Origin of the sequence: Saccharobesus litoralis, assembly GCF_003063625.1 — a bacterium.
Taxonomy (GTDB): Bacteria; Pseudomonadota; Gammaproteobacteria; order Enterobacterales; family Alteromonadaceae; genus Saccharobesus; species Saccharobesus litoralis.
Genome location: NZ_CP026604.1, coordinates 1712086 through 1733391 on the forward strand (window position 1 = coordinate 1712086; position 21306 = coordinate 1733391).

Below are 21306 nucleotides of genomic sequence, written 5' to 3' on the forward strand. Positions count from 1 at the left end.
CTTAATTTTTGCTGTTTTTGACAAGGATATTATTGGGCGGTTTATGAAATTTTGAGCTTAGTCCAAAGGCTAGATTAAACATAACGTGGCACAAGGTTTTTGCTGATCTTTAAAATTTTGTTAGTAAATTACTGAAAAGTTGATTAAGTATGTGTCAGTTTTGTTTTTTAATGACATTCGTATACAGATAACTGAAAACAATTAAACTCAAACCAAGTGAACTACTATGCGAAAATCGATCACTAAATTAACGACTTTATTGGGCGCTGTTTTAGCGTCTAATATCTGTTTGGCGAAAGCTGAACAACCTAATATTTTATGGATTATTACGGATGATCATCGTCCTGATTCTATTCAAGCATATAACCGCGCGACCACGGGTAAGAGCGAAAGTAAGTTAGGCTATGTATCGTCGCCTAATATAGATAAATTGGCCGCCGAAGGCGTCATGTTTACGCGAGCTTACAACCAATCGCCGGCTTGTGGCCCTTCACGTACGTCAATGCATACTGGGCGCTATCCTTTCCGCAATGGTAAATATGGTTGGGAGTCGACTCACCAAGAAGCCGATTTTACTAAACCAGCTTTGTCACAGCATTTAAGTGATGCAGGTTACGGTACGGCTTTAGTCGGTAAAAGCCATGTTGGTATTCGCGTTAAGCACAAAGGTAAAAGCCAACCGATTTTCGATTACGAATTAGAGTTTAATCGCGATTTACATCGCAAAGGTTTTGGTGGTTGGTATTCTACTGGTGCTTATGGTTTAGTGGATGAAGTATTGCTACGTAAAGATGCTACTGAAACTATTCATTATGCCAATGGTGAAACCAAGACCATTCGATTGTCGTGGGCCGATCGCCAATTGAATGCCCAAGAACAGGCGATTAAAGACGGAGTTGAAAAAGAATTTGATATTTTACGTGCTTACACTCGTATCAATACAGGTTTGATTTTAGGCGGGGTTAATCCACAACCGGCAGATAAAACAGTTGATGCGTTGATTGTAAAAGAGTTTAAAGATCATCTTAAATACGCTGATCGCTCATACAAGACTTTGGCAGGCAAAAAAGTGAAAGGTGCAGATGGCGACAAGCCGTTGTTTGTTAACTTAGGCTTTCATTTACCGCATACACCTGTACTACCCCCGAAGAAGTTCCGTGACCAATTTAAAAATCGTCAATACAAGATCCCAGAGTTTGACACGGTTGAGTTGGCGTCATTCTCGCCGCAGCAACAACAAATTTATAATGAATCAAAAACCGATAGCATGAAGCCTGAAGAGAAGCTGCAAGCGATCCAAGACTATTATGCGTTTACTGCATTTGGTGATTCATTAATCGGTGAAGCGGTTGAGGCATTTAAAAAGTACTCAAAAGAGCAGGGGCGTGAATATTTAATTGTATTTACTGTGGGCGATCATGGCTGGCATTTAGGTGAGCAAGGGATCATGGCGAAATTTGGCCCTTGGAAAGAGTCTACCAATGGTGCTGTGATTGTTGTGTCGTCAGACAAGAAAAAATACCCAGCAGGCAAAGTTGTTAACAAGTTAGTGGAGTACGTTGATTTAGTGCCGACCATGTTAGCTGCGGCAGACGTTAATATTGCAGATAAAGCATTTGAGTATCTTGATGGTTTTGATTTAGCAACGGTAGCCAATGATAAAACGTTTAAGCGCGACTACATTTTGGGTGAAATGAACTTAGTTTGTGGTCATCGCGCTTATATCCGTACCGATGATTTTGCATTTTCTATGCGAACGCGTGATCGTCGTACCGTAGCCAAAACCCCATTGTTAAATGATGATGTGACTTGGGCATTAACTACGACTCCGATTAAAGCTGACATGGCCTTATACGATTTACGAGTTGATCCGTTAGAGCGTAAAAACGTGGCTTATACGCCAGAGTATTTAGCGTTGGCTGAATGGTTCCGTAAAAAGCTTGGCAACATTGTACTGGGTGACGGTAGGGTTGAAATGGATTGGCGCACTAAAAATAACTATAACATTAGTAATTTTGCAGCGGGTTCCGACGACAAAGACATTAGTATTCCTGCTGGTTTAGTACCAAAGCAAGGGATCACTAACCCAGAGCGTTTTAATCTGTAGTCTTGACTAGTTAGCCTATGCGCAGGGTGTTAATGTTTATTAGAGGCACCTCACCCTGCTTGCTGAGTTTTTTATATGCAAAAGTCGCTAGCTCCCTGCGCGCGGAGTTTGTAACAGTACTTTTAGCATTAACCTTTCACCTTTCATTGTCAGTGCTTGCTTAGCAATCATGCTGGTTGTGATCGACTCTTTAATTCACTCTTTATCTGTTTATCAATTATAACTGAATACTAGAAAGCTGAGTTTAAGTATGAAATTTTGAATGTTGACATATGTTGAATGTCAACAATAATTAGTAATGCCAATTAAGTGACTTAAACAAGAGTTAACTTAATAACTGTTTTTATTTTTCACAATAAGCCTAACTAATTCATTGAGCCAATTAATGACTAAAACCGCATTTACGTCTTTACTATTTTTGGTTGCTAGCATTCAGCTAGGGTGCCAAATGCAAGAGGGTAGCGCTGACAGCTCAGCCAAATCCGCAAAAATAACTAATCAAAGCCAACAGCAGCCAAAAGCTAGCAGCAAGGTTAAAGCCGGTCATAGTGCTGAATATCATAAACATGATCACAAGCAGGGTAATAATCCAGAGCATATCAAAGGTTTATCGCCAGAAGATTCTCTGGCAACCATGGTGTTGCAAGACGGTTATAAAATGGAGTTGGTCGCGCATGAACCTATGGTTGAAGAGCCAGTATTAGCCACGTTTGATGGTAATGGCCGTATGTATGTGGCTGAGATGTTGACCTACATGCAGGATGTGGATGGCACTGGGCAAATGAAGCCAATTAGCCGTATTAAGCGGTTAGAAGACACTGACAATGACGGCGTAATGGATAAATACACCATCTTCGCTGACAAGCTATTGTTGCCACGTATGATTTTACCGCTTGAAGATGGCAAAATTTTAGCGCGTGAAACCAATACTTTCGATTTACTATTACTAGAAGATACCGATGGCGATGGTGTAGCTGATAAACGTACAAGGGTATTTAAAGGTGGTAAACGCGGTGGCAACTTAGAGCATCAACCCAGTGGTTTAATTTGGGGTATTGATAACTGGTTGTATGTGACTTACACCAATGCTCGCTATCGTGTAAAAGGTGACAAAGTTATTCGCCAGCCTATACGCTTTGGTGGTGGTCAATGGGGCTTGGGGCAAGATGAAGCCGGCCGTTTATACTATTCAGCGGCAGGAGCTGAAGATCCGGTATTTAGTTTTCAACAGCCGAGTGTTTACGGCATGATCCCGATTGAAGGCGAAACCGCAGATGGCTTTAATGAAGTTTTCCCGATTGAGCAAATTCCGGATGTGCAAGGCGGTAAGCCGCGCTTACGCCCTGATAACAGCTTAACCGTATTTACCGGTATTGCTGGGCAAAGTGTTTATTTGGGCGATAAATTACCTGAGCTATATGGTAACTATATTGCGCCAGAGCCAGTCGGCAACTTAGTTCGTAGTGCTAAAATCACCCGTCAAGATGGCCATACTGTGATTAGCCATCCTTATCAAGCTCAACAAAAAGAATTCATTGCTTCAACCGATACGGCGTTCCGTCCAGTTTGGAGTGAAACCGGCCCAGACGGCACCTTGTACTTGGTTGATATGTATCGCGGTATTATTCAAGAAGGTAACTGGACTAAAGAAGGCTCTTTCTTACGTAAAATCATTAAACAATTTGGTTTGGATAAAATTATTGGCGGTGGACGCATTTACCGAATTACCAAGCCAGGGGTTGAGTTAGGAGAAAAACCTAATTTATATAACGAAACACCAGCGCAATGGGTTAAACATTTATCTCATGCTAACCAATGGTGGCGTATTAACGCACAAAAATTGATTGTTCTTAAGCAAGATAAATCGGTTGTGCCTGCGCTTAAAACAATGGCTCAAAGCCATAGCAATCCGTTAGCGCGCTTACATGCGTTGTGGACGTTAGAAGGCTTAGGGGTTATCGATAGAAAATTATTGGTTAGCAAGTTTAACGATAAAGACAGCAATGTTCGTGTAGCGGCGGTGCGTATTTCAGAGCAATTGGTAACTAAAAAAGACAAGAGCATAGTTAAGGTTTGGCAATCATTATTGAACAAGGCTGATATTGAACTTGCGCAACAAATATACCTATCAAGTACTTATGTTGATATACCTAAAGCCACTAGTGGCAAAGTGACGCAAGCCATACTTGCTAAATACCCAAATAAAAAAGGCTTAATGGCCATAGACAAAGCCATTAAATACCAAATAAAAGAACAAGAAGCGCAAGCGGCTTTAGCCAAAGGCAACAAAGCATTAGCGCAAGCGGTTAAACGCGGTAAACAACACTTTAAATCGCTTTGTTCTACCTGTCACGGTGCGGATGGCCAAGGGGCGCCAGCAGGTAATGGCTTATTAGCGCCTTCATTTGTTAAAAATCCTCGAGTCAATGGTGATATTGCCTCACTGGGTAGCATAGTGCTACATGGTTTAACTGGGCCTATTGAAGGTAAAACCTACATGGGTGGCATTATGGCCTCCGTTGCGGCTAATGATGACCAATACCTTGCGGATGTATTAACGTATATTCGTAATGACTTTGGCAACAAAGCCAGTATGGTTAAACCAGAGCAAATTGCTAAATTGCGTAAGCTTAATCAGCGTACTACACCGTGGACAATAGAAGAACTCAACAAAACCTACGGCCAAAAGCTAACCAACAAAAAACAATGGAAGTTTAGTGCTAGCCACGGTAACGACAAGTTTAAAGTGTTGATTGACGGCAAGTTAGGCTGGGCTAAATGGAGTAGTGAAGATCTACAAGAAATCGGTATGTGGTTACAAATTGAGTTACCGCAAACTTATCATGTCAGTGTAGTGGATATGGATTGTCGTAAATGGGCTTGGCATTGCGCCCGCGCGTTTGATTTACAATTCTCGCAAGATGGCAAAACATGGAAAACCGTGGATACTAATGTTGAAAACGGTGGTAAACGTATTAGCCAAACCTTAGGGGAAAAAGCCCGATACATTAAATATGTGTTGAAAAACGGCAGCCCTAAAGTGGCTTGGGCGATCACTGAAATTGATATTTACGGTAGTCCGGTAGAGTAATTGCATCCGAGGTGTTTAATGTAGGGCAGGGTTTACCCCTGCTAATGCAGAGTGGTTAGATACTGAGTGTTAGCGGATATAAAGTCCGCCTCACAAGGGGATAATGTAGGGCAGGATTTATTCCTGCTAATACAGAGCGGTTAAATACCGCATGTTAGCGGATATCAAATTCGCCCTACAAGGGATTAATGTAGGTCAGGGTTTACCCCTGCTAATGCAGAGTCGTTAGATGCCGCGTGTTCCGCCCGACAAGGGGATAATGTAGGGCAGGGTTTACCCCTGCTAATGCAGAATGAGTTAGATACCGTGTGTTTGCGGATATAAAATCCGCCCGACAAGGGGATAATGTAGGGCAGGGTTTACCCCTGCTAATGCAGAGTGGTTAGATACCGCGTGTTTGCGGATATAAAATCCGCCCTACATGGGAACAATGTAGAGCAGGGTTTACCCCTGCTAATGCAGAGTCGTTAGATGCCGCGTGTTTGCGGATATAAAATCCGCCCTACAAGGGAATAATGTAGGGCAGGGTTTATCCCTGCTAATGCAGAGTCGTTAGATACCGCGTGCTAGCGGATATAAAATCCGCCCTACAAGACAGCTATACATTAAACAACCCAAGGCTGGATGCGTTAAACCCCGGTAAAACGCTATTTATATCAGCATTGGTTAAGTGGTTGCTGAGGATCTCAGCATAGATATCTCGGTAATCGGTTGCCATGGCTAAATACCGGCCATTATGCAACTGATCCGCTGCTAACCCTGGCCAGTCACCGTAAATACCACCCTGTATACCGCCACCAAAGGCGAACCATGCCGAGGCATAACCGTGATCCGTACCAAAGCTACCATTTTCACGAGAAGTGCGACCAAACTCAGTCATGGTTAATACCACCACATCGTCTAAATGGCTTTGAATATCGCGATAGAAGGCGGCTAGACCATCGGCAAAGGTTTTAAGTGAACGGCCTTGGCGACCTGTTGTTGTGCCACCGCCTTGATTAGCATGGGTGTCCCAACCGCCAATACTGACCGTGGCTAGCTCTAGCCCCACGCCAGCTTTGATTAATTGCGCAGTTTCACGTAATTGGTTAGCAAAACCGTTACTTGGATAATTGGCATTTTGTGCGGGAGTGTAACCGGCATCTCGTACTTGGGCGATAATATCTAAATCACCTAGCATTTTTCGGCCAAAGCGATTAAGCAACTGATGGTTTGTCAGTTGTTTAGCTGGTTGTTGATAGACTTGTAGCAAATTGCTCAGCAACAAGCTTTGTTCTTCACTATTAATACCTAAACTAAAAGCATTGAGGTTAGTTAAGGCCGACACACTTTCAGCACCACGTAGCGATTGAGCCAAATCATTACCAAAGCTGACCGCGCGAAACGGCACATCAAACATTTGGCTTTGAATATGACGGTTTAACCAACCGTCAGATTCGCGCACGGACTGGCCACTTTCAATATAGTGTTGCCCTGTAAAATGCGAGCGACTGCCATTGGGGTAGTGGACCGCTGGCATAACGGCCAAATGGTTGTTTTGCCACAACGGCATCATTTCTGCCATCGCTGGGTGTAAACCAAAATAGCCATTTAAATCCAGTGCGGCTTCTGGGTTACTGTCATCGGGCGGTGCTATGCCTATGGTTGGGCGTAAGTCATAGTAATGGCTGTCACCATAAGGCACGACTTCATTTAGGCCATCACAGCCACCACGCTGAAATACCACCACTAAGGTTTTGCCTGCGGCAGCTTGTGCTAAATTTACTTTAAAATTAAACGGCATCCCTGATAACCACATACTGCTGCCAGCCGTTGCCATTATGCCTTTTACAAAATTACGACGTTTCATGATCTTATCCTTTTGCTGGTTACTGGTATTGATAAGCCGGTAGGCTCAACATAAATGCCATTAATCGACGAACCTTATGCTCGGCATCTTGATGTTGCCAGTTGAAAGCGTCATCTGGCGATAAAATGCCGACTGCAAGGTTGCGCTCTACGTCCGATAAATTACCGGCTAAGGCCAAATCGGCTAAATAAGCGATAATGGCTGTATCAGACTGATAACCTTGAGTTTGCAGCAGGGTGATCACATCAACTTCAATACCGTCCTGCGAGTTAAGTATGCCTCGGCTAACAAAACGTGCACGTTGTGCTAGTGCATTGGTGTTTAGCCAATCAGCCCCTTCTTCTGAGAAGCCAGTTGGTACTGGGAACTCAAATAAACGCATGCCCAAATCATCAACCGAATCGGCTAGTTCAGCTAAGTCGACATCCGCTTGGAAGTTACGGCCAACAGATGTCACCAGCTCTAACGGTGTTTTCACTTTGGCTCGGGTTTCACCTGCTTGACCAAATTCATCTGAACTTAAAATAACGCTCAGCACCGCTGTCATGTTGGCACTGCTAGCGATCCATTCTGCTTCACATTGAGATTGCAAAGCCGGTAGTGGATCTTCATCAACAAACACCATTAGTAGCTTGCTACACAAGTACTCAGCGGTAGAACTATGGGTTGTGAGAATATCCAGCACTTGTTCCCCTTCATCTAAACCTGTGCCCAAAATGGTTTGCCCAAGGAAAGACTTATCACCAAAATCATGCAGATCTTGGTTGAAGAAGAAGTCACCATCTTGTTCATGCCAGCCGGTGAAAATACGCGCGAGTTCTGCAATATCTTGTGCGGTATAGCCGTTACCTTCGCCCATGGTATGCAGTTCCAAAATTTCACGTGCGTAGTTTTCGTTGGCGGCACCGGCGACGTTTTGTGCATTGTTTAAATAGTAAATCATGGCTGGGCTTTTGGCGCTGACTTCTAATAAATCGCGGAAGTTGCCCAACGCATGTTGGCGAAATCCTTGGTTTTCACGCCATTCCCAATCAACATTACGCGAGGTGTGGTAATTGGTATTGAAGTGGTTTTCCCAGAACCATGCCATGACTTCTTGCAATTGTTTAGGCGAGGTAAGCATATGTTGCAGTAAGCGTTGCTTAAGCTCGTCTAAGGTTTGAGGATTATCGCTTGGCAAACTGGCTAAAAATACACTGTCGTCGATATTGTCAGGCGCTAGCTGTTCTTGCAAAATGAGCTCACTTTCACCTTGATACACACGGTTGATTAAATCTGGCGTAGCACCAAAAGTGATCCGGCTCAGTAGATGCAACGGATTCAATTCAGCGGCAATGGCAAACAAGGCTAAATCGTATTGGGTTTGTTTGCCCGCGATGTCGGTGGCTAGTAATTGAATATCGATACGTTGGCTATCGCTAACTAACCCACTGGTAATGCTATAGCTCCATAACCCAGTTTCAGGGTTAAAGCCAACGGGTTGATTAGCTATTGTGGTACCCAGAGCACCATCAATTAAGTTCAGGGTTAGGCTTTGCACGCCAATATCGTCGGTGACACTGCCCGCCAAAGTGAAGCCGCTAACATTAACCGCTTGTTGTTGACCATGCGAGGTGACCTGCAAACTGGGGCTGGCGATGTCGGCTTGTACTTGATAGTTAGCCATTACACTAGCTTGGTTTAGTGCATAATCATTTGCCGTGGCGGTGATTTGAATATCTTGCAATCCGGCCAAGACACTTGCATCAATCATTTGTTGCCACATACCGGTTTGGCTGTTGTGCAATACATTGTAGGTTTGAACAACAGTGCCATTGCTGGCTAGCTGTACGCGGATGTCCGCCACGCTATTGTTGTCGGTTGCAATACCTTGCAGCATAAAGCCTTGGTCGTAGGCTAAACCTTCACTTGGTGCTGTGATGCTGATATCAGGTGCAATTAAGTCAACCCGCGTTGGGCTGTTTTCACTCACTGCAAATCGAACAAAACCAGGTTGATTCACAATTGGACCATAGTAGTTTTTGTTATTACCGAATGGGTTATGGACGCGTACAACAAAGCGTTCCCCATCATATAGGCCAGACGGATCAAAACGCACCTGACCACTTTCGTCGGTTGCAGAACGCGTTGTCCAATGTAGTTTTTGGCCGTCAATGCGATATAAGGTGATGGTTTTACCGACTAGAATGTCACCTGAATCTTGGTTAACTAACTCTACCGGTAAGCTGCCAACGGTAAAGTTCACGTCGCCTGGGGCTGAAATAGTTTGGCTGTAGGCGTAAATTCCATTATACGCTTTAGCGGCTAGGCGGTACTCGGCACCTTGGTTAATATTGTCTAGGTCGAATACGGCAAGGCCGTTTTCATCTGACATTACCGAATGTGCCCACACCCAGTTACCTTCGTCGTTTAAACGCTGGGCTGCAATTTTGACTGCGGCCAAAGGTTGGCCCGACATATAATCTGTTAAGCTTACGGTAACCGCTGGATTACCAACCACAAATTCATAGTCGCCATTGGCTTGCATACTTTGGCTTACTTTGTATACCCCATGCGCGCTTTGTGCTTTTAAGCGATAAATTGAACCAGAGCCTAAGTCAGGTAAATCTATGCGCAATTGGCCATTAACATCTGTATTGGCGCGAGAGTAGTAACGGAATTTTCCTTGATCATTTAGCTTTTCAATGTAAACGCGTTGTTCGGTTAGCGGTGGTGCCGCATCTTGACTGCCATCTAGTACATTCACTAAGGTTTTACCGACATTCCACTCAAGCGAGCCCGACGCACTAATTGGGTCGCTGTATAAATACATGTCGTTATAAACCTGAGTCACTAAGCGATACTGCGAACCAGAGTTGACGCCGGGTAAATCAATCGCTACTTGACCTGCAGCATTAGTGTAAGCGCGACTAAACCATCTAAAACGATTTTGTTCACTATCCCAGCGGCTTACGTCAATACGTTGCTCGGAAATGGGTAGCGTACTGCGAGCATCTTTTATGCTGACATTAAACGGCAAGGTGCCAACAGTGAAAGTGTGATCACCCGCTTGCGCTGCGTCGAAATAGTAACGTGTTTGCCCATCAATCGTCGATTTAGCGGTTAGCACATACTGAGCAACATTTGGTGATTTATCTAGCTGTAATAACCCGCCATCGTCTGTATTGAAATAGCCCATGCCATGCTTTTTACCATCGAGCATAATACGATGAATATAAACTGGTTGATTGGCTAGGGCGCTTGCTGGAGTTTGGCTACCATCAAGCATACTTATTTGCATACTACCTAGGTTTAAATTTACCTCTCCAGGCTGATTGATCAGCGCGCTGTATACAGGGAAGTTGTTATAAACGCGCGTCCGGAATACAAACTCACTACCTGAACCTATGCCAGCTAAGTCGAACGCGGCTAAGCCATTTTGATCTGTCGTGAGAGAGCCCGCGCCGTGCAGTTTGCCTGCGCTATCGACGCGATAGGCATCAACCCGAATATTAGCCAGCGCTTGGCTGCTAGTGGCTTGCTTGACTTTAACCAGTACAAATGGATTGCCTACGGCTAAGTCTTGCTCGCCTGTGCCACTCACGTCGTAGTAGGCCCAAAGCTTTGAGTTACTCGGACTAGTGGTTTTTAGTTGATATTTAGCGTTTGGATCTAAGTTGAAACGCAGTACGCCGTTGTCATCGCTGGTGGTGTGTTGCACATATTGTCGGCTGCCATCTTCTAGTAGTTTATATAGCCATATTTTATGGCCTGCTAGCACGCTGTTATTGGCTAAATTGCCGTTACGCAATGTTACCGCTGTGGTGCCTAAGTCGAACGTGAAATCACCAGTTTGACTAATTGGCGGTGAATATGTCCATTGTCCTGCAAAGTATTGGGTTTGTAGCTGGTAATGAGTACCTTGACCTAAGCCGTCTAAGTCTAAAACCAGTTGACCATTGGCATCTGTCGTGGCGCGTCTTAGCCAATGACGTTTGCCATTTTCATCGAGCCGTGTCACTGTTATTTGTTGATTGCTAATGACTTGTTGGCTAATCCCATCGCGCAATGTGACATTTAACGGTAAGTTACCTACCACAAAGTCATGTTGACCCGAGCTTGTAATGGTTTGCGAATACTTTTTACTATTATCAGACGGGCTGTACGCGCGTAAAACATAGGGTTGGCCACTATCAACGTCGGTTAAGTCAATCTTGATTTGTCCTTGCGCATTGCTAACAGCACGGCCTATCCAGTGTTTTTTTGTGTCTTCTATGCGGTATACCTCGACAGTGGTATCAGCTAACCCAGATTGCTCAGGGATGCCGCCATTTAAAATATTGACTTGTACTGTACCAATAGGCCAATTGATAGAGCCAGGTTGGCTTTGCACGGCAGAGTAAGTTTGGAATTGATTAAACACTTTGGCTGAGAAGTAATATTGACGTCCTTGACCTATGCCATCTAAATCAAATACAGCAATCCCGTTATCATTTGTCGTGGCGTTCCCTCTTCCTTTTCGGCTGCCATCTTTTAGCTGTTCATATACAGCAATGCGTGTTTCGGCAATGGCTTGATTGTTGCTGGCATCAAGTAATTTAACGTTAAGTGGTAAGTTACCAACAACAAATTGCGTGTCGGCTAAGCTGGTAATTTCTGGGCTGTATTTGTAGACGCCACTGGTTAAGCTTTTGGCTTGCAGAATGTAGGGCGTATCTGCGGTCGGCTCAGGTAGCGTTAAACGCACAACGCCATTAGCGTCACTTTTGGCGCGACCTAAATATTGGCTTTTCCCTGTAACTAATTTTTGCCGAATGTACACCCGGGTGTCAGCCATGGCGGCTTGTTCTGCTGTGCTGCCATCCAGCAAGTTTACGGTTAGGTTACCGATCACAAGGTTGGCTTGGTTGCTGGCACCATCGTTATCAACTAGGTCAGTTATAACGTCGCTGTAGGCACGAAATTCACTGAAATATTCAGAATAGGCAACATAGTCGTAGTCTGCATCTATTTCAAAATGCGCTTGGCCTGCATCGTCAGTGGTTGCTCTTGCATACCATTCTCGTGAGTTATCACTTTGAATTTGCAGTAAGGTAATTTTATCACCGCTGATCGCGGTATTGGATTTGGCATCCAGTAGATTTATAACGAGATCTGCCGCCAACACTTGAGTTGGTAACAGCACCATTATGCTTGTCCATAAAAGTACTTTGCAGATCAAACGATAGGTATTGCGCAACCCTTTACGCAACGCGTTTGATTGAGTTTTCATTGTATTGTCTCCAAGACAACAACTGCCAATGTTAAATAATGAATGCTAAGTGAGTGGTAAACTTGCCATTTAGCATTCGCATGAGGTGTAACTTGTATTGCACTTACAAAGAAGGGTGTAATGAGGATTAGTAGAGCCAGAATGTAAACAGGGCAAAATAATGCAAAGTTAACCGGCACTTGGCATAGGCCAAATGGACGATTTTATTGCAACTATATTTGTCGTGTTGAGCAAACTGCAATACGGTTAGCGTTAACGCTAGGTATTAATACTCAAAAACACACCTGCCTAATTTCTTAATTTGCTGAGAAACTAAACAGGTTCCAGTATAGAACCGCTTGTCATTTTCGCTGTATATAGCAGAGGAAAATTAGATGACAGGGCGATTAATTGAGAAATTAGTCACAAACTTATAGATGGGGGGATAGGGCATTTCCACAAGAGATTAATGTAGGGCAGGGTTTATCCCTGCTAATGCAGAGTCGTTAGATACCGCGTGTTAGCGGATATAAAATCCGCCCGACAAGGGGATCATGTAGGGCAGGGTTTACCCCTGCTAATGCAGAGTCGTTAGATACCGCGTGTTAGCGATATAAAATCCGCCCGACAAGGGGATCATGTAGAGCAGGATTTACCCCTGCTAATGCAGAGTGGTTAAATACCGCGTGTTAGCGGATATAAAATCCGCCCACAAGGGGGATTAAGTAGGGCAGGGTTTATCTATGCTTATGCGGAATGAGTTAGATACCGCGTGTTAGCGGATATAAAATCCGCCCTACAAGGGATTAATGTAGGGCAGGGTTTCCCCCTGTCAATGCAGAGTGGTTAAATACCGCGTGTTAGCGGATATAAAATCCGCCCGACAAGGGGATCATGTAGGGCAGGGTTTATTCCTGCTGATGCAGAGTGGTTAGATACCGCGTGTTAGCGGATATAAAATCCGCCCTACATGGGGATAATGTAGGGCAGGGTTTACCCCTGCTAATGCGGAGTGAGTTAGATGCCGCGTGTTAGCGATATAAAATCCGCCCTACAAGAGATTAATGTAGGGCAGGATTTATTCCTGCCAATGCAGATTAGTTAATTGCCGCTGTTGACTTGCTCAATACGAATATTGTCAATATAAGCATCAATTGCGCCTGATCCGGTAACAAAATACAGCTCAAATCGTGCTAAGTGTCCTTGCCAATCGACTTCATCAAAATCAATGCTGATGTTTTGCCAATTCATGTTGTTGCCAACACTGGTGCCTTTTTCAATACGGGTACTCCATACATCTTTGTTGGTTGAATCGTCACGTGCCACCATAAAAAACTTCATTGCTACGTCACTGCCAACATCTGTATTGAGTTTAATATCATAGGTTAGGCGGAACTTGCGGCCTTGTCCTTCACCAAATACCTGAGGTGGCACGCCTTTGGTTAAAGATAAGCCGTTATGCGATGAGTCATCGCTTATTTGCACATGCAAACCAAAATTACCATCTTTTGCGGCTTCGGCTTTTACATCAAACTGGCTAGACGCTTTAGTTTGCCAGTATGTACTCCAAGGCGAATAAACGCCTGTTTCGAAATCCGCATTTAAGTCAGATAACAAGTTTGGATCGGCTGCTGGAACAGTGACAGCAAGCGTGTCACTTAAGCCATTGGCAGTCATAGCCGTAATTGTTGCATTACCTTCAGCGACAGCGGTGATCAATCCTTGGTTGTCTACTGTGGTTATCGCTTCGTTATCGGATGACCAAGTCACAGACAAATTTGGCGCATTTAGCGGTGCTAAAGTCGCATTGGCTTGAAACGTTTGGCCCGCTTTAATGGTTTGGTCGTCATCGATGGTGATATTAGTGACCACTACATTATCGATCTCGTTATTCATTTCTAAAATCATCGAGCTGACTTTACCGCCACTATCTGGGAAGGTGACTTTGATTTCGTTGTTAGCTTGGATCAAGTTGTAAGGTACAGGAATATCGATTGCGCCAAAAAAGCCATCTTTACGGTTTTTCTGATCATAACCTGCCCAATCATTTGGTACTTGTACTTGCGTGCCGTTAACCGTTAAGGTTGGCTGCAGTGTACTGGTGTGAGCGCGGCCAATACTCATGCGTAACATGGCGCTAGAGCGTGCAGCATCTTTTGTTGTGACATCAACCCCATTGATATTAAAAGTTAGTGCTTGATTGGCAGTGATCTTTAATAGGTGGTCATCAGAGTAATAGCTCTTGCGTTGCAACGTATTGTTGATGGCAAGAGGCTGATCTAAATCCACAGTAAACTTAATGGTTTCGCCAACTGCGATTTTTATGGCTAGTTTGTCATTTGCTTGCCCGTCTACCGAACCCGTTATGCTTAAGTTTTCGCTAGTATGTGTGGCAGGCGAATCAACTGGTACGGTTAATCGCTCTAGTTCGACACCATCAAAGTTAGCACCCGTAATGGCTTGAATATCTAACTCAATGTCAACCGCGTCATCATCTAAGTTGTTAACTATGATGTATGCTTTATCGCCGTTAACATAAGCTATGGTTTGTAAGTCTGGATCCGGTGAATTAACTTCAATTCTATGCCCTTCAACGTCTTTCCAGAACTCAAAAAACAAATGATTAATGTTGATTAAGTAGTTGTCTGGATCACTCGGGTTTTTAAATTCCCAGCGATTGGTTGAACTGTTTAACTGAATTTTATTCGGATCCGGTCGCCATAGTGATGGAATATAAGGGTTACCATTACCACCGTTCGGATCCTGCCAGAACCAAGTCGCATGGCCGGTAATAAATGGAATAGAGGTGATCACTCTATCTTCTCGTGCTAATAGTTCCATCAATATGTTATTAATAGAACGTATAGTCTGGCTGCTTACGGTTTCATCATAGTCTATTTCGCCAGCCGCACGGTCAACAATATTGCCGTACTCGGTAATCGCATGTGGTTTGACTGTATCCCATTTAATTTGTGAATAGGTTTCAATTAAATCTAAGATAGCTTGCGAGTTTGAACCACTACGACGGGTTTCGCTTTCGTCGTCTGGCACACTGTCATCAATAATGTTGATACCGTCGTATAAGTGAACAGAAAAGGCGTCTATATGATCGCCAGCATTGTCCATAAACATCTTTTGTCGACTTTGCCAATGCGCGAAATACTCGCCAGTGTTGAATGGTAATTCCATGGATGGCCACGCAGAGGAGAAGCCAACAATAAGCGTATCTTTGATGGCTGGACGGCTATCAAAAGCTTTGCCTATTTCCGCAAACCATTTTGTCATATGCTCGCGTGTTTCGGCATCGCTGTTATTGTACTGGCTTTTGTATTCCCAAGCGTGAACAAAAGGTTCGTTCATTGGTTCATAGAACATGGGGCGAGAAGCGTTATCGTAATAATGTTCAAAGTAATCCGCCGCCCAGCGTGCGCCCTCTACCGGATCATTGCCCACTGCCATGGCGTTTTTCGGGTGGGCAGTAGATACACTTCGATTTCGTTCACCCAAATACTTTGAACGTGGATTAGTGTGAAATTTAGTAACCTCGTTTGGTCCCTGCTGCTGAGCGACACTTGTTGCAGGGTAGGTGGCATCGGCATTGGTGATTTGTTTGGCGACATCAATCGGGGTCCAAAAGCTTCGACCTTGGCCAATTTGAAATTCGTTCACATAACGCTTTAGTAAATCTACACTGTTATTGTTAGAGGTAAAACTGTCGTGCATATTGAAGAAGCGCTCGCGCTCTAAAGAACCTGAGTCTTCATAATATTGCTGAGTATCCAATGACGTGGATATTTTCAGGGCATTGGCAACTGGAACGTCTGACATGCCAGTGATGGTGACTTCTAATGTACGAGCAACCGAATCTTTGCCATCAGTAATATCAAAACTGTATTTAATTTTTTGGCTATCGCCATCATGTAACGCGCTGGCAAAAGCCGAAGGCGTGATGGTGATCTGACTGCCTGATTGACTAACTCCTGACGAAGGGTTGTTAGCATCAGCAGTTAGGTTTATCACGCTTAAAGTGTCACCATCGCCATCACTAGCACCAGCCAACAGATCAATATTTTTAACTGAGTCAGATTCAGTATAAGTTTGACTAATATTGCCACTATGGATAGGTGCTTGGTTAGAGATTGGAGTAGATTTACCACTAATCGTTACCGTTAAACTACGAGTAACAGTAGCCGTGCCGTCGCTAACTTTATAACTGTATTTGATGGTTTGGCTTTCACCTTGATCTAAGTCGCTGGCAAAAGCAGTCGGGTCGATTGTGATTTTGCTACCGCTGACGCTAATGCCTTTACTCGGGTTGGCAGCGTCGGCATTTAAGTCTGTGATGCTTAAGCTATCGTTATCTGCATCGGTAGCGCCGCTTAGCAGATCAATGACTTTACTCGTGTCGCTTTCACTGTAGTTAAAAACCAGATCACCATTATGTTGAGGTGCTTTATTACTAGGCTGTGGTTGCTCACCACCTGAGCTTGAGTCATCACCGCCTCCGCCGCCACAGGCGAGTAAATTTAAACTCGCAATAATTGCGACTAAGGGTTTAATTCTGGTTTTCAATGTCATAACAGATGCCTATACAAAATCAGTGAAAATTAAATATAAAATTTTACTTTCATAAATAGTCTTTTTTGATAATGTCACAAATATTGAGTTATGTAAACTTATTGTTAATAAGTGGTTTGTTGTTAACCTTGTAGTAAAGGCGAAGTGTTACTAGGTTATTTGCTAATTAATGTTTTTTAGCCGTACAGCTTGATTTTTAAAGTTATATTATTTGTGTTTTTATGATTTTTTATGTGATTGTTTTGGGTTTGTAGGTTTGATTCAGAAAAATGGCAAAGCTTGATGTCATGGCAATTGCTCTCGTTAAAATTTACAATGGTAAACAATAAACAGCTAAAACTGATTTAAATTACAGTGAGAACCAAACATGACCTTGCCCTTTAAGGCTATATTATTTGATAAAGACGGTACTATCTTCGATAGTGAAGCCATGTTTTGCCAATCTTGGGTGGAATCAGCCAAAGAATTCAATGTGCACTTTACTGCCGAAATGTACGATCAATTTGTCGGGGTGAGAGCCGATGAGTGCTATCGCCGCGCAGTTGATATTTTTGGTAAAGACTTTCCAATGGATGAGTTTAAAGTATACAACCGTAAATGGATCAATGATCAAAAAGCCATTGGCGTGCCGTTTAAGCTTGGCTTTCAAGCATTTTTTGAAAAAGTGTTGGCATCCAAGCTGCCTTTAGGCTTAGTCACTTCAAGCACAGCCGAAGCCACGCGTTTAAGTTTTGGTCCTTACCCTGAATATTTACCGCATTTTCAGGTGCAAATTACCGGTGATAAGGTAGCTAAGCCTAAGCCTGATCCTATGGGGTATTTAATGGCTTGCCAAGCGTTAAACGTTGAGCCAAGTCAGGCTTTAGTATTTGAAGACTCTACGGCAGGTATTACTGCTGGGCTAGAAGCGGGTTGCCAAGTTGTAGCTATTCCAGATTACCTACCGATTGCCCAACCTTTATTAGATCGCTGTGCTTATGTACTAGAAAGCTTTGAGCAAGCCGATTTTTTGCTTAACACCTAGTTAGAAATTAGGGTGGGGATGCCCCCACTCTTGCATATCCTTCAAACCTAGACGAACATAAATATTTGTAGAGCCAGCAAATACAGCCCAAGTTAAAATAATGGGTTATTCATTCTACTAAACTATCCTACCCAACTATCGTTAACAATAAACAAAATTGTGTTTATTTGATTGATCTCTAGCTCGCCGATTCTTGTTAACTATGTCACCTGCTTTTATGAAAAATATCATTTTGCAGCTTATTTGTGTCGGATATTTGTTAACTTAAGTGTTTTAGTTTACAAAACTTTAAAAAATTATTGATCTATATTTAAATTATCACATAATGAGATTGTTCAAATTAAAAAGTTGTAAGTTATATTTGAACTTAAAAGGAAGTGTATAAAGAAAAAGTAAAATAAAACACAAACACTCAAAACAACTTAGGTGTCAAAATGAAAATGATAAAATCAGTTTCAGCATGGAAAAAAGTGAGTCTTGCTCTGGCAACCGCCGTAATGTCTCATTCTACACTGGCAGCCACCACAGCAACTATTGATCTCAACACACAAAAATTTATAGGCGGGCAGTCTGATTTAGATCGCGCAAAGTATTTTAATTTGCACTCGATCAATAGCGAAAACAAAATGACGCAAGCGGAAGTATCGTATTTAGTTAACGATTTAAACGTGGGTTTTGGTCGCAGTTTTTGGAGTCCTTTTTCATCGTATAGCGGTGATGCGCCATACCCTAGTGCGTCTTACGCCCAAACTAACGGTCCAGCGGCCATTAGCAGTACAAAAAATCATCCCAATTACAATTTGTTCAGCAAAAACTATATTGTGACAGAGCACCCCAGCAAAATTTTTGTTGCGAATGAAGATCCTGTGCAAGTGGCTGAGTGGGCAGCTAACTATTTTAAATATTATTTTGATAACGATACTCGACCAGAATACTACGAACCCATGAACGAGCCATTTGTTCATTCGCATGAGTTTGGTATTGATCAGGTTGTCGCGCGCCAACAGATGACAGCCGTGTTTGCTGAAATTGGCAAAAAGTTCAAGCAGGAAGGGATCTCAACAAAAATTATCGGCTATTCAAGCGCTTGGCCTTCAATGGAAAAGTGGGACTTTGCCCATTTTGATGGTCGTATGAAGTACTTTATGGACGTAGCCGGCCCACATATTGACGGTATTTCAGTTCATCCTTATGACGGGGTAAACGTGACAGGGGCTGACAATGAACGTTCGGGTAGTAACCTTGAAGCGATTCTTGATTTAGTTGAAACGTATAGCCATTACAAGTGGGATGCCGTCAAGCCACTTGCTATCTCTGAGTATGGCGGCATTGAATCAGGCTATGGTGACACTTATTCTGATCTACGATCGGTACAGTCATTGCGTTCACAAAATAAAATGTTGATGCAATTACTTAATCGTCAAGACCGTTTATTAACCTCTATCCCATTTAATACGGGTAAATCTAGCTGGCATTATAACGCGGCTAATAATTGGAACCCTTATGGTGCGGCAATTTTGCGCCCTGATCCAAACAGCATAATTAATGGTCAACCCACACAGTTTTTCTGGACTAAGCGCGTCGATTTTTATCGTTTATGGTCTGACGTAAAAGGCAAGCGCGTTAAAGTGCAGTCGACCAATCCTGATATTCAAGTTAATGCCTTTGTTTCGGGTAATAAAGCGTATGTGGCATTAAATACTTTGGCTGATTATTGGGAAACCGTGAATTTAGACTTTGTTAATAGCTTAGGTAATGTCACGAACGTTCGTCAGAAACGCTTGGTTGCGCATCAGAGTAATACGCCGATTTACCAAGATACCACTATTGCAGCGCCAAGCAGCTATGCCATGCAACCGGGTGAAACTATAGTACTAGAGTACACCTTTGCCAATAATGTGAGTTTTACCGACACCTATCATACTGAACATTATTATGCTGATGAGCATACAGTCGCCATTACTGCTGGTACGGCACATAGCTTTACTTTTAACGGTGTGACGACAGGCGCAGGTAATAGTGTATTGCGCATTAGTATGGGACGCGCGCATGGTTTGTCTTTGCAACCTACGGTTAAAGTTAATGGTACAACGGTTGCGATCAAGCAAAATTGGGGCGGTGGATCACAAGCTACGCGAGACGAGTTTTTTGGTGCGATAGAAGTGGATTTGACTAATAGCTTACTGCAAGCCAATAACACGGTCACGGTTACCTATCCTGACACTGGCGGTAAAATTGCCTCTGTTGTATTACAGGTTAACAACGACAGTAATGGCGGCGGCGCGACTGACAGTGTTACCTTTGCTAATTCAATCACCTCGTTAGCCAGTCAAACCGACTATGCGTTCTCTATGAATTATGGTGCCGCGGCGAGCAGAGATATTGCGGTTGAATTATGGCAAGGCGCGACCTATTTAGCGGGCGGCAAGACAACAGTTAATGCTGGATCTGGTATTGCTACCGTTAACTTAAGCGTATCACCTGCGCCGACAGTTGGATCGACAGACTATATTTTAAAAGGGTCTATTCGCCCAGCGGGGACTAATTGGCAGCAAAATATTGATACTCAGCAAATCAACAACATTACTATCGGAAGCGATGACTTTGCATTTACTAATGCGCTGACCCACTTACCCAGCCAAACCAGTTATGATTTTTTAGTTGATTACGACGCATTACAAACCCGAGATTTGGTGGTTGAAATATGGAACAGTGCAGGCTGGCAAGGCGAGGGCAAAGCCACTGTTCAGCAGGGAGCTGGCACCGCGACGGTCACGGTTAATTTAGCGACAGCACCAACGGTAGGTGAAACCGGCTATATCTTAAAAGGGTCTATTCGCCCAGAAGGGACGAACTGGCAACAAAATATTGATACTGCGCAATTAAACAACATTACTATCAGTAGTTTGACTTTACCAAGCGGTTATACGCAATTGGCGTTTGGCTCGGCCGGTAAGTGTGCTGATGTGCCTAATGGTAGCGCAACCGATGGCGTGCAATTGCAGCAATGGGCATGTTACGCCAGCGCAAATCAATCGTTTCAATTAACCAATTTTAGCGCTGGTTATTACCTTATTGAAAACCAAGCCAGTGGCAAATGTATTGATAAAACTAATTCTGCCAATGCAGGCGCTATTGTCCATCAATGGACTTGCTCTGCTGCAAATGACAATCAAGCTTGGACCGTGCTAGATGCTGGCAATGGCAGTTTCCAATTGCAGAACAAACATAGTGGTTTGTGTTTAGGAATTGTTGGCGGTAATGCGGGTACAAGCAATGGTGATCAATTAACCCAAGCAGCTTGTGGTAGTGATAGTTCGCAGTTGATTAGCTTTAATTAGTTCTAATCGTGTTAGTTTCGTCGAACCTTTCCTCAAGAAGTCTCGACACCTTGGCCCTGCTGAAGGTTTTTAGCAGGGCGTTTTTG

The 21306-nt window shown here is 43.4% G+C and carries 7 protein-coding genes; 4 read left to right on the forward strand and 3 right to left on the reverse strand.

All coding sequences use genetic code 11. The features are described 5' to 3' along the window. Positions 1-226 precede the first annotated feature (226 nt). Together C2869_RS06010 and C2869_RS06015 are read left to right on the forward strand one after the other, a co-directional pair. Entirely contained in the window at positions 227-2107 is a 1881-nt protein-coding gene (locus C2869_RS06010) for a sulfatase-like hydrolase/transferase (RefSeq protein ID WP_108602091.1), read from the forward strand. Between the two features lie 385 nt (positions 2108-2492). Next, positions 2493-5198, forward strand: a complete 2706-nt coding sequence (locus tag C2869_RS06015; RefSeq protein ID WP_108602092.1) for a DUF7133 domain-containing protein — start codon at positions 2493-2495, stop codon at positions 5196-5198. A gap of 598 nt (positions 5199-5796) precedes the next feature. On the opposite strand, the gene C2869_RS06020 is transcribed toward C2869_RS06015, so the two are convergent. From C2869_RS06020 to C2869_RS06030, 3 genes are all read right to left on the reverse strand, one after another. After that, the gene (locus C2869_RS06020) at positions 5797-7047 is read right to left on the reverse strand and encodes a DUF1501 domain-containing protein (protein WP_108602093.1); all 1251 of its coding nucleotides are present in this window, start codon (positions 7045-7047) and stop codon (positions 5797-5799) included. Between the two features lie 19 nt (positions 7048-7066). Beyond that, positions 7067-12298, reverse strand: coding sequence for a DUF1800 family protein (locus tag C2869_RS06025; RefSeq protein ID WP_108602094.1), 5232 nt, complete (start codon positions 12296-12298; stop codon positions 7067-7069). Between the two features lie 1080 nt (positions 12299-13378). Then, positions 13379-16855: a cadherin-like domain-containing protein gene (locus C2869_RS06030; RefSeq protein ID WP_108602095.1), complete on the reverse strand. Its 3477-nt coding sequence runs from the start codon at positions 16853-16855 to the stop codon at positions 13379-13381. Positions 16856-17222: 367 nt separating this feature from the next. Here C2869_RS06030 and C2869_RS06035 point away from each other — a divergent pair, with 367 nt between their 5' ends. Both C2869_RS06035 and C2869_RS06040 read left to right on the forward strand, forming a co-directional pair. Further along, the gene (locus C2869_RS06035; protein ID WP_108602096.1) at positions 17223-17879 is read left to right on the forward strand and encodes an HAD family hydrolase; all 657 of its coding nucleotides are present in this window, start codon (positions 17223-17225) and stop codon (positions 17877-17879) included. A gap of 434 nt (positions 17880-18313) precedes the next feature. Continuing rightward, positions 18314-21220, forward strand: coding sequence for an RICIN domain-containing protein (locus tag C2869_RS06040; protein WP_108602097.1), 2907 nt, complete (start codon positions 18314-18316; stop codon positions 21218-21220). The last annotated feature ends 86 nt before the right edge of the window (positions 21221-21306 follow it).

Coding starts and splice junctions, on each gene's coding strand:
- C2869_RS06010 (WP_108602091.1), top strand. CDS start 227: ATGCGAAAATCGATCACTAAATTAACGACTTTATTGGGCGCTGTTTTA.
- C2869_RS06015 (WP_108602092.1), top strand. CDS start 2,493: ATGACTAAAACCGCATTTACGTCTTTACTATTTTTGGTTGCTAGCATT.
- C2869_RS06020 (WP_108602093.1), bottom strand. CDS start 7,047: ATGAAACGTCGTAATTTTGTAAAAGGCATAATGGCAACGGCTGGCAGC.
- C2869_RS06025 (WP_108602094.1), bottom strand. CDS start 12,298: ATGAAAACTCAATCAAACGCGTTGCGTAAAGGGTTGCGCAATACCTAT.
- C2869_RS06030 (WP_108602095.1), bottom strand. CDS start 16,855: ATGACATTGAAAACCAGAATTAAACCCTTAGTCGCAATTATTGCGAGT.
- C2869_RS06035 (WP_108602096.1), top strand. CDS start 17,223: ATGACCTTGCCCTTTAAGGCTATATTATTTGATAAAGACGGTACTATC.
- C2869_RS06040 (WP_108602097.1), top strand. CDS start 18,314: ATGAAAATGATAAAATCAGTTTCAGCATGGAAAAAAGTGAGTCTTGCT.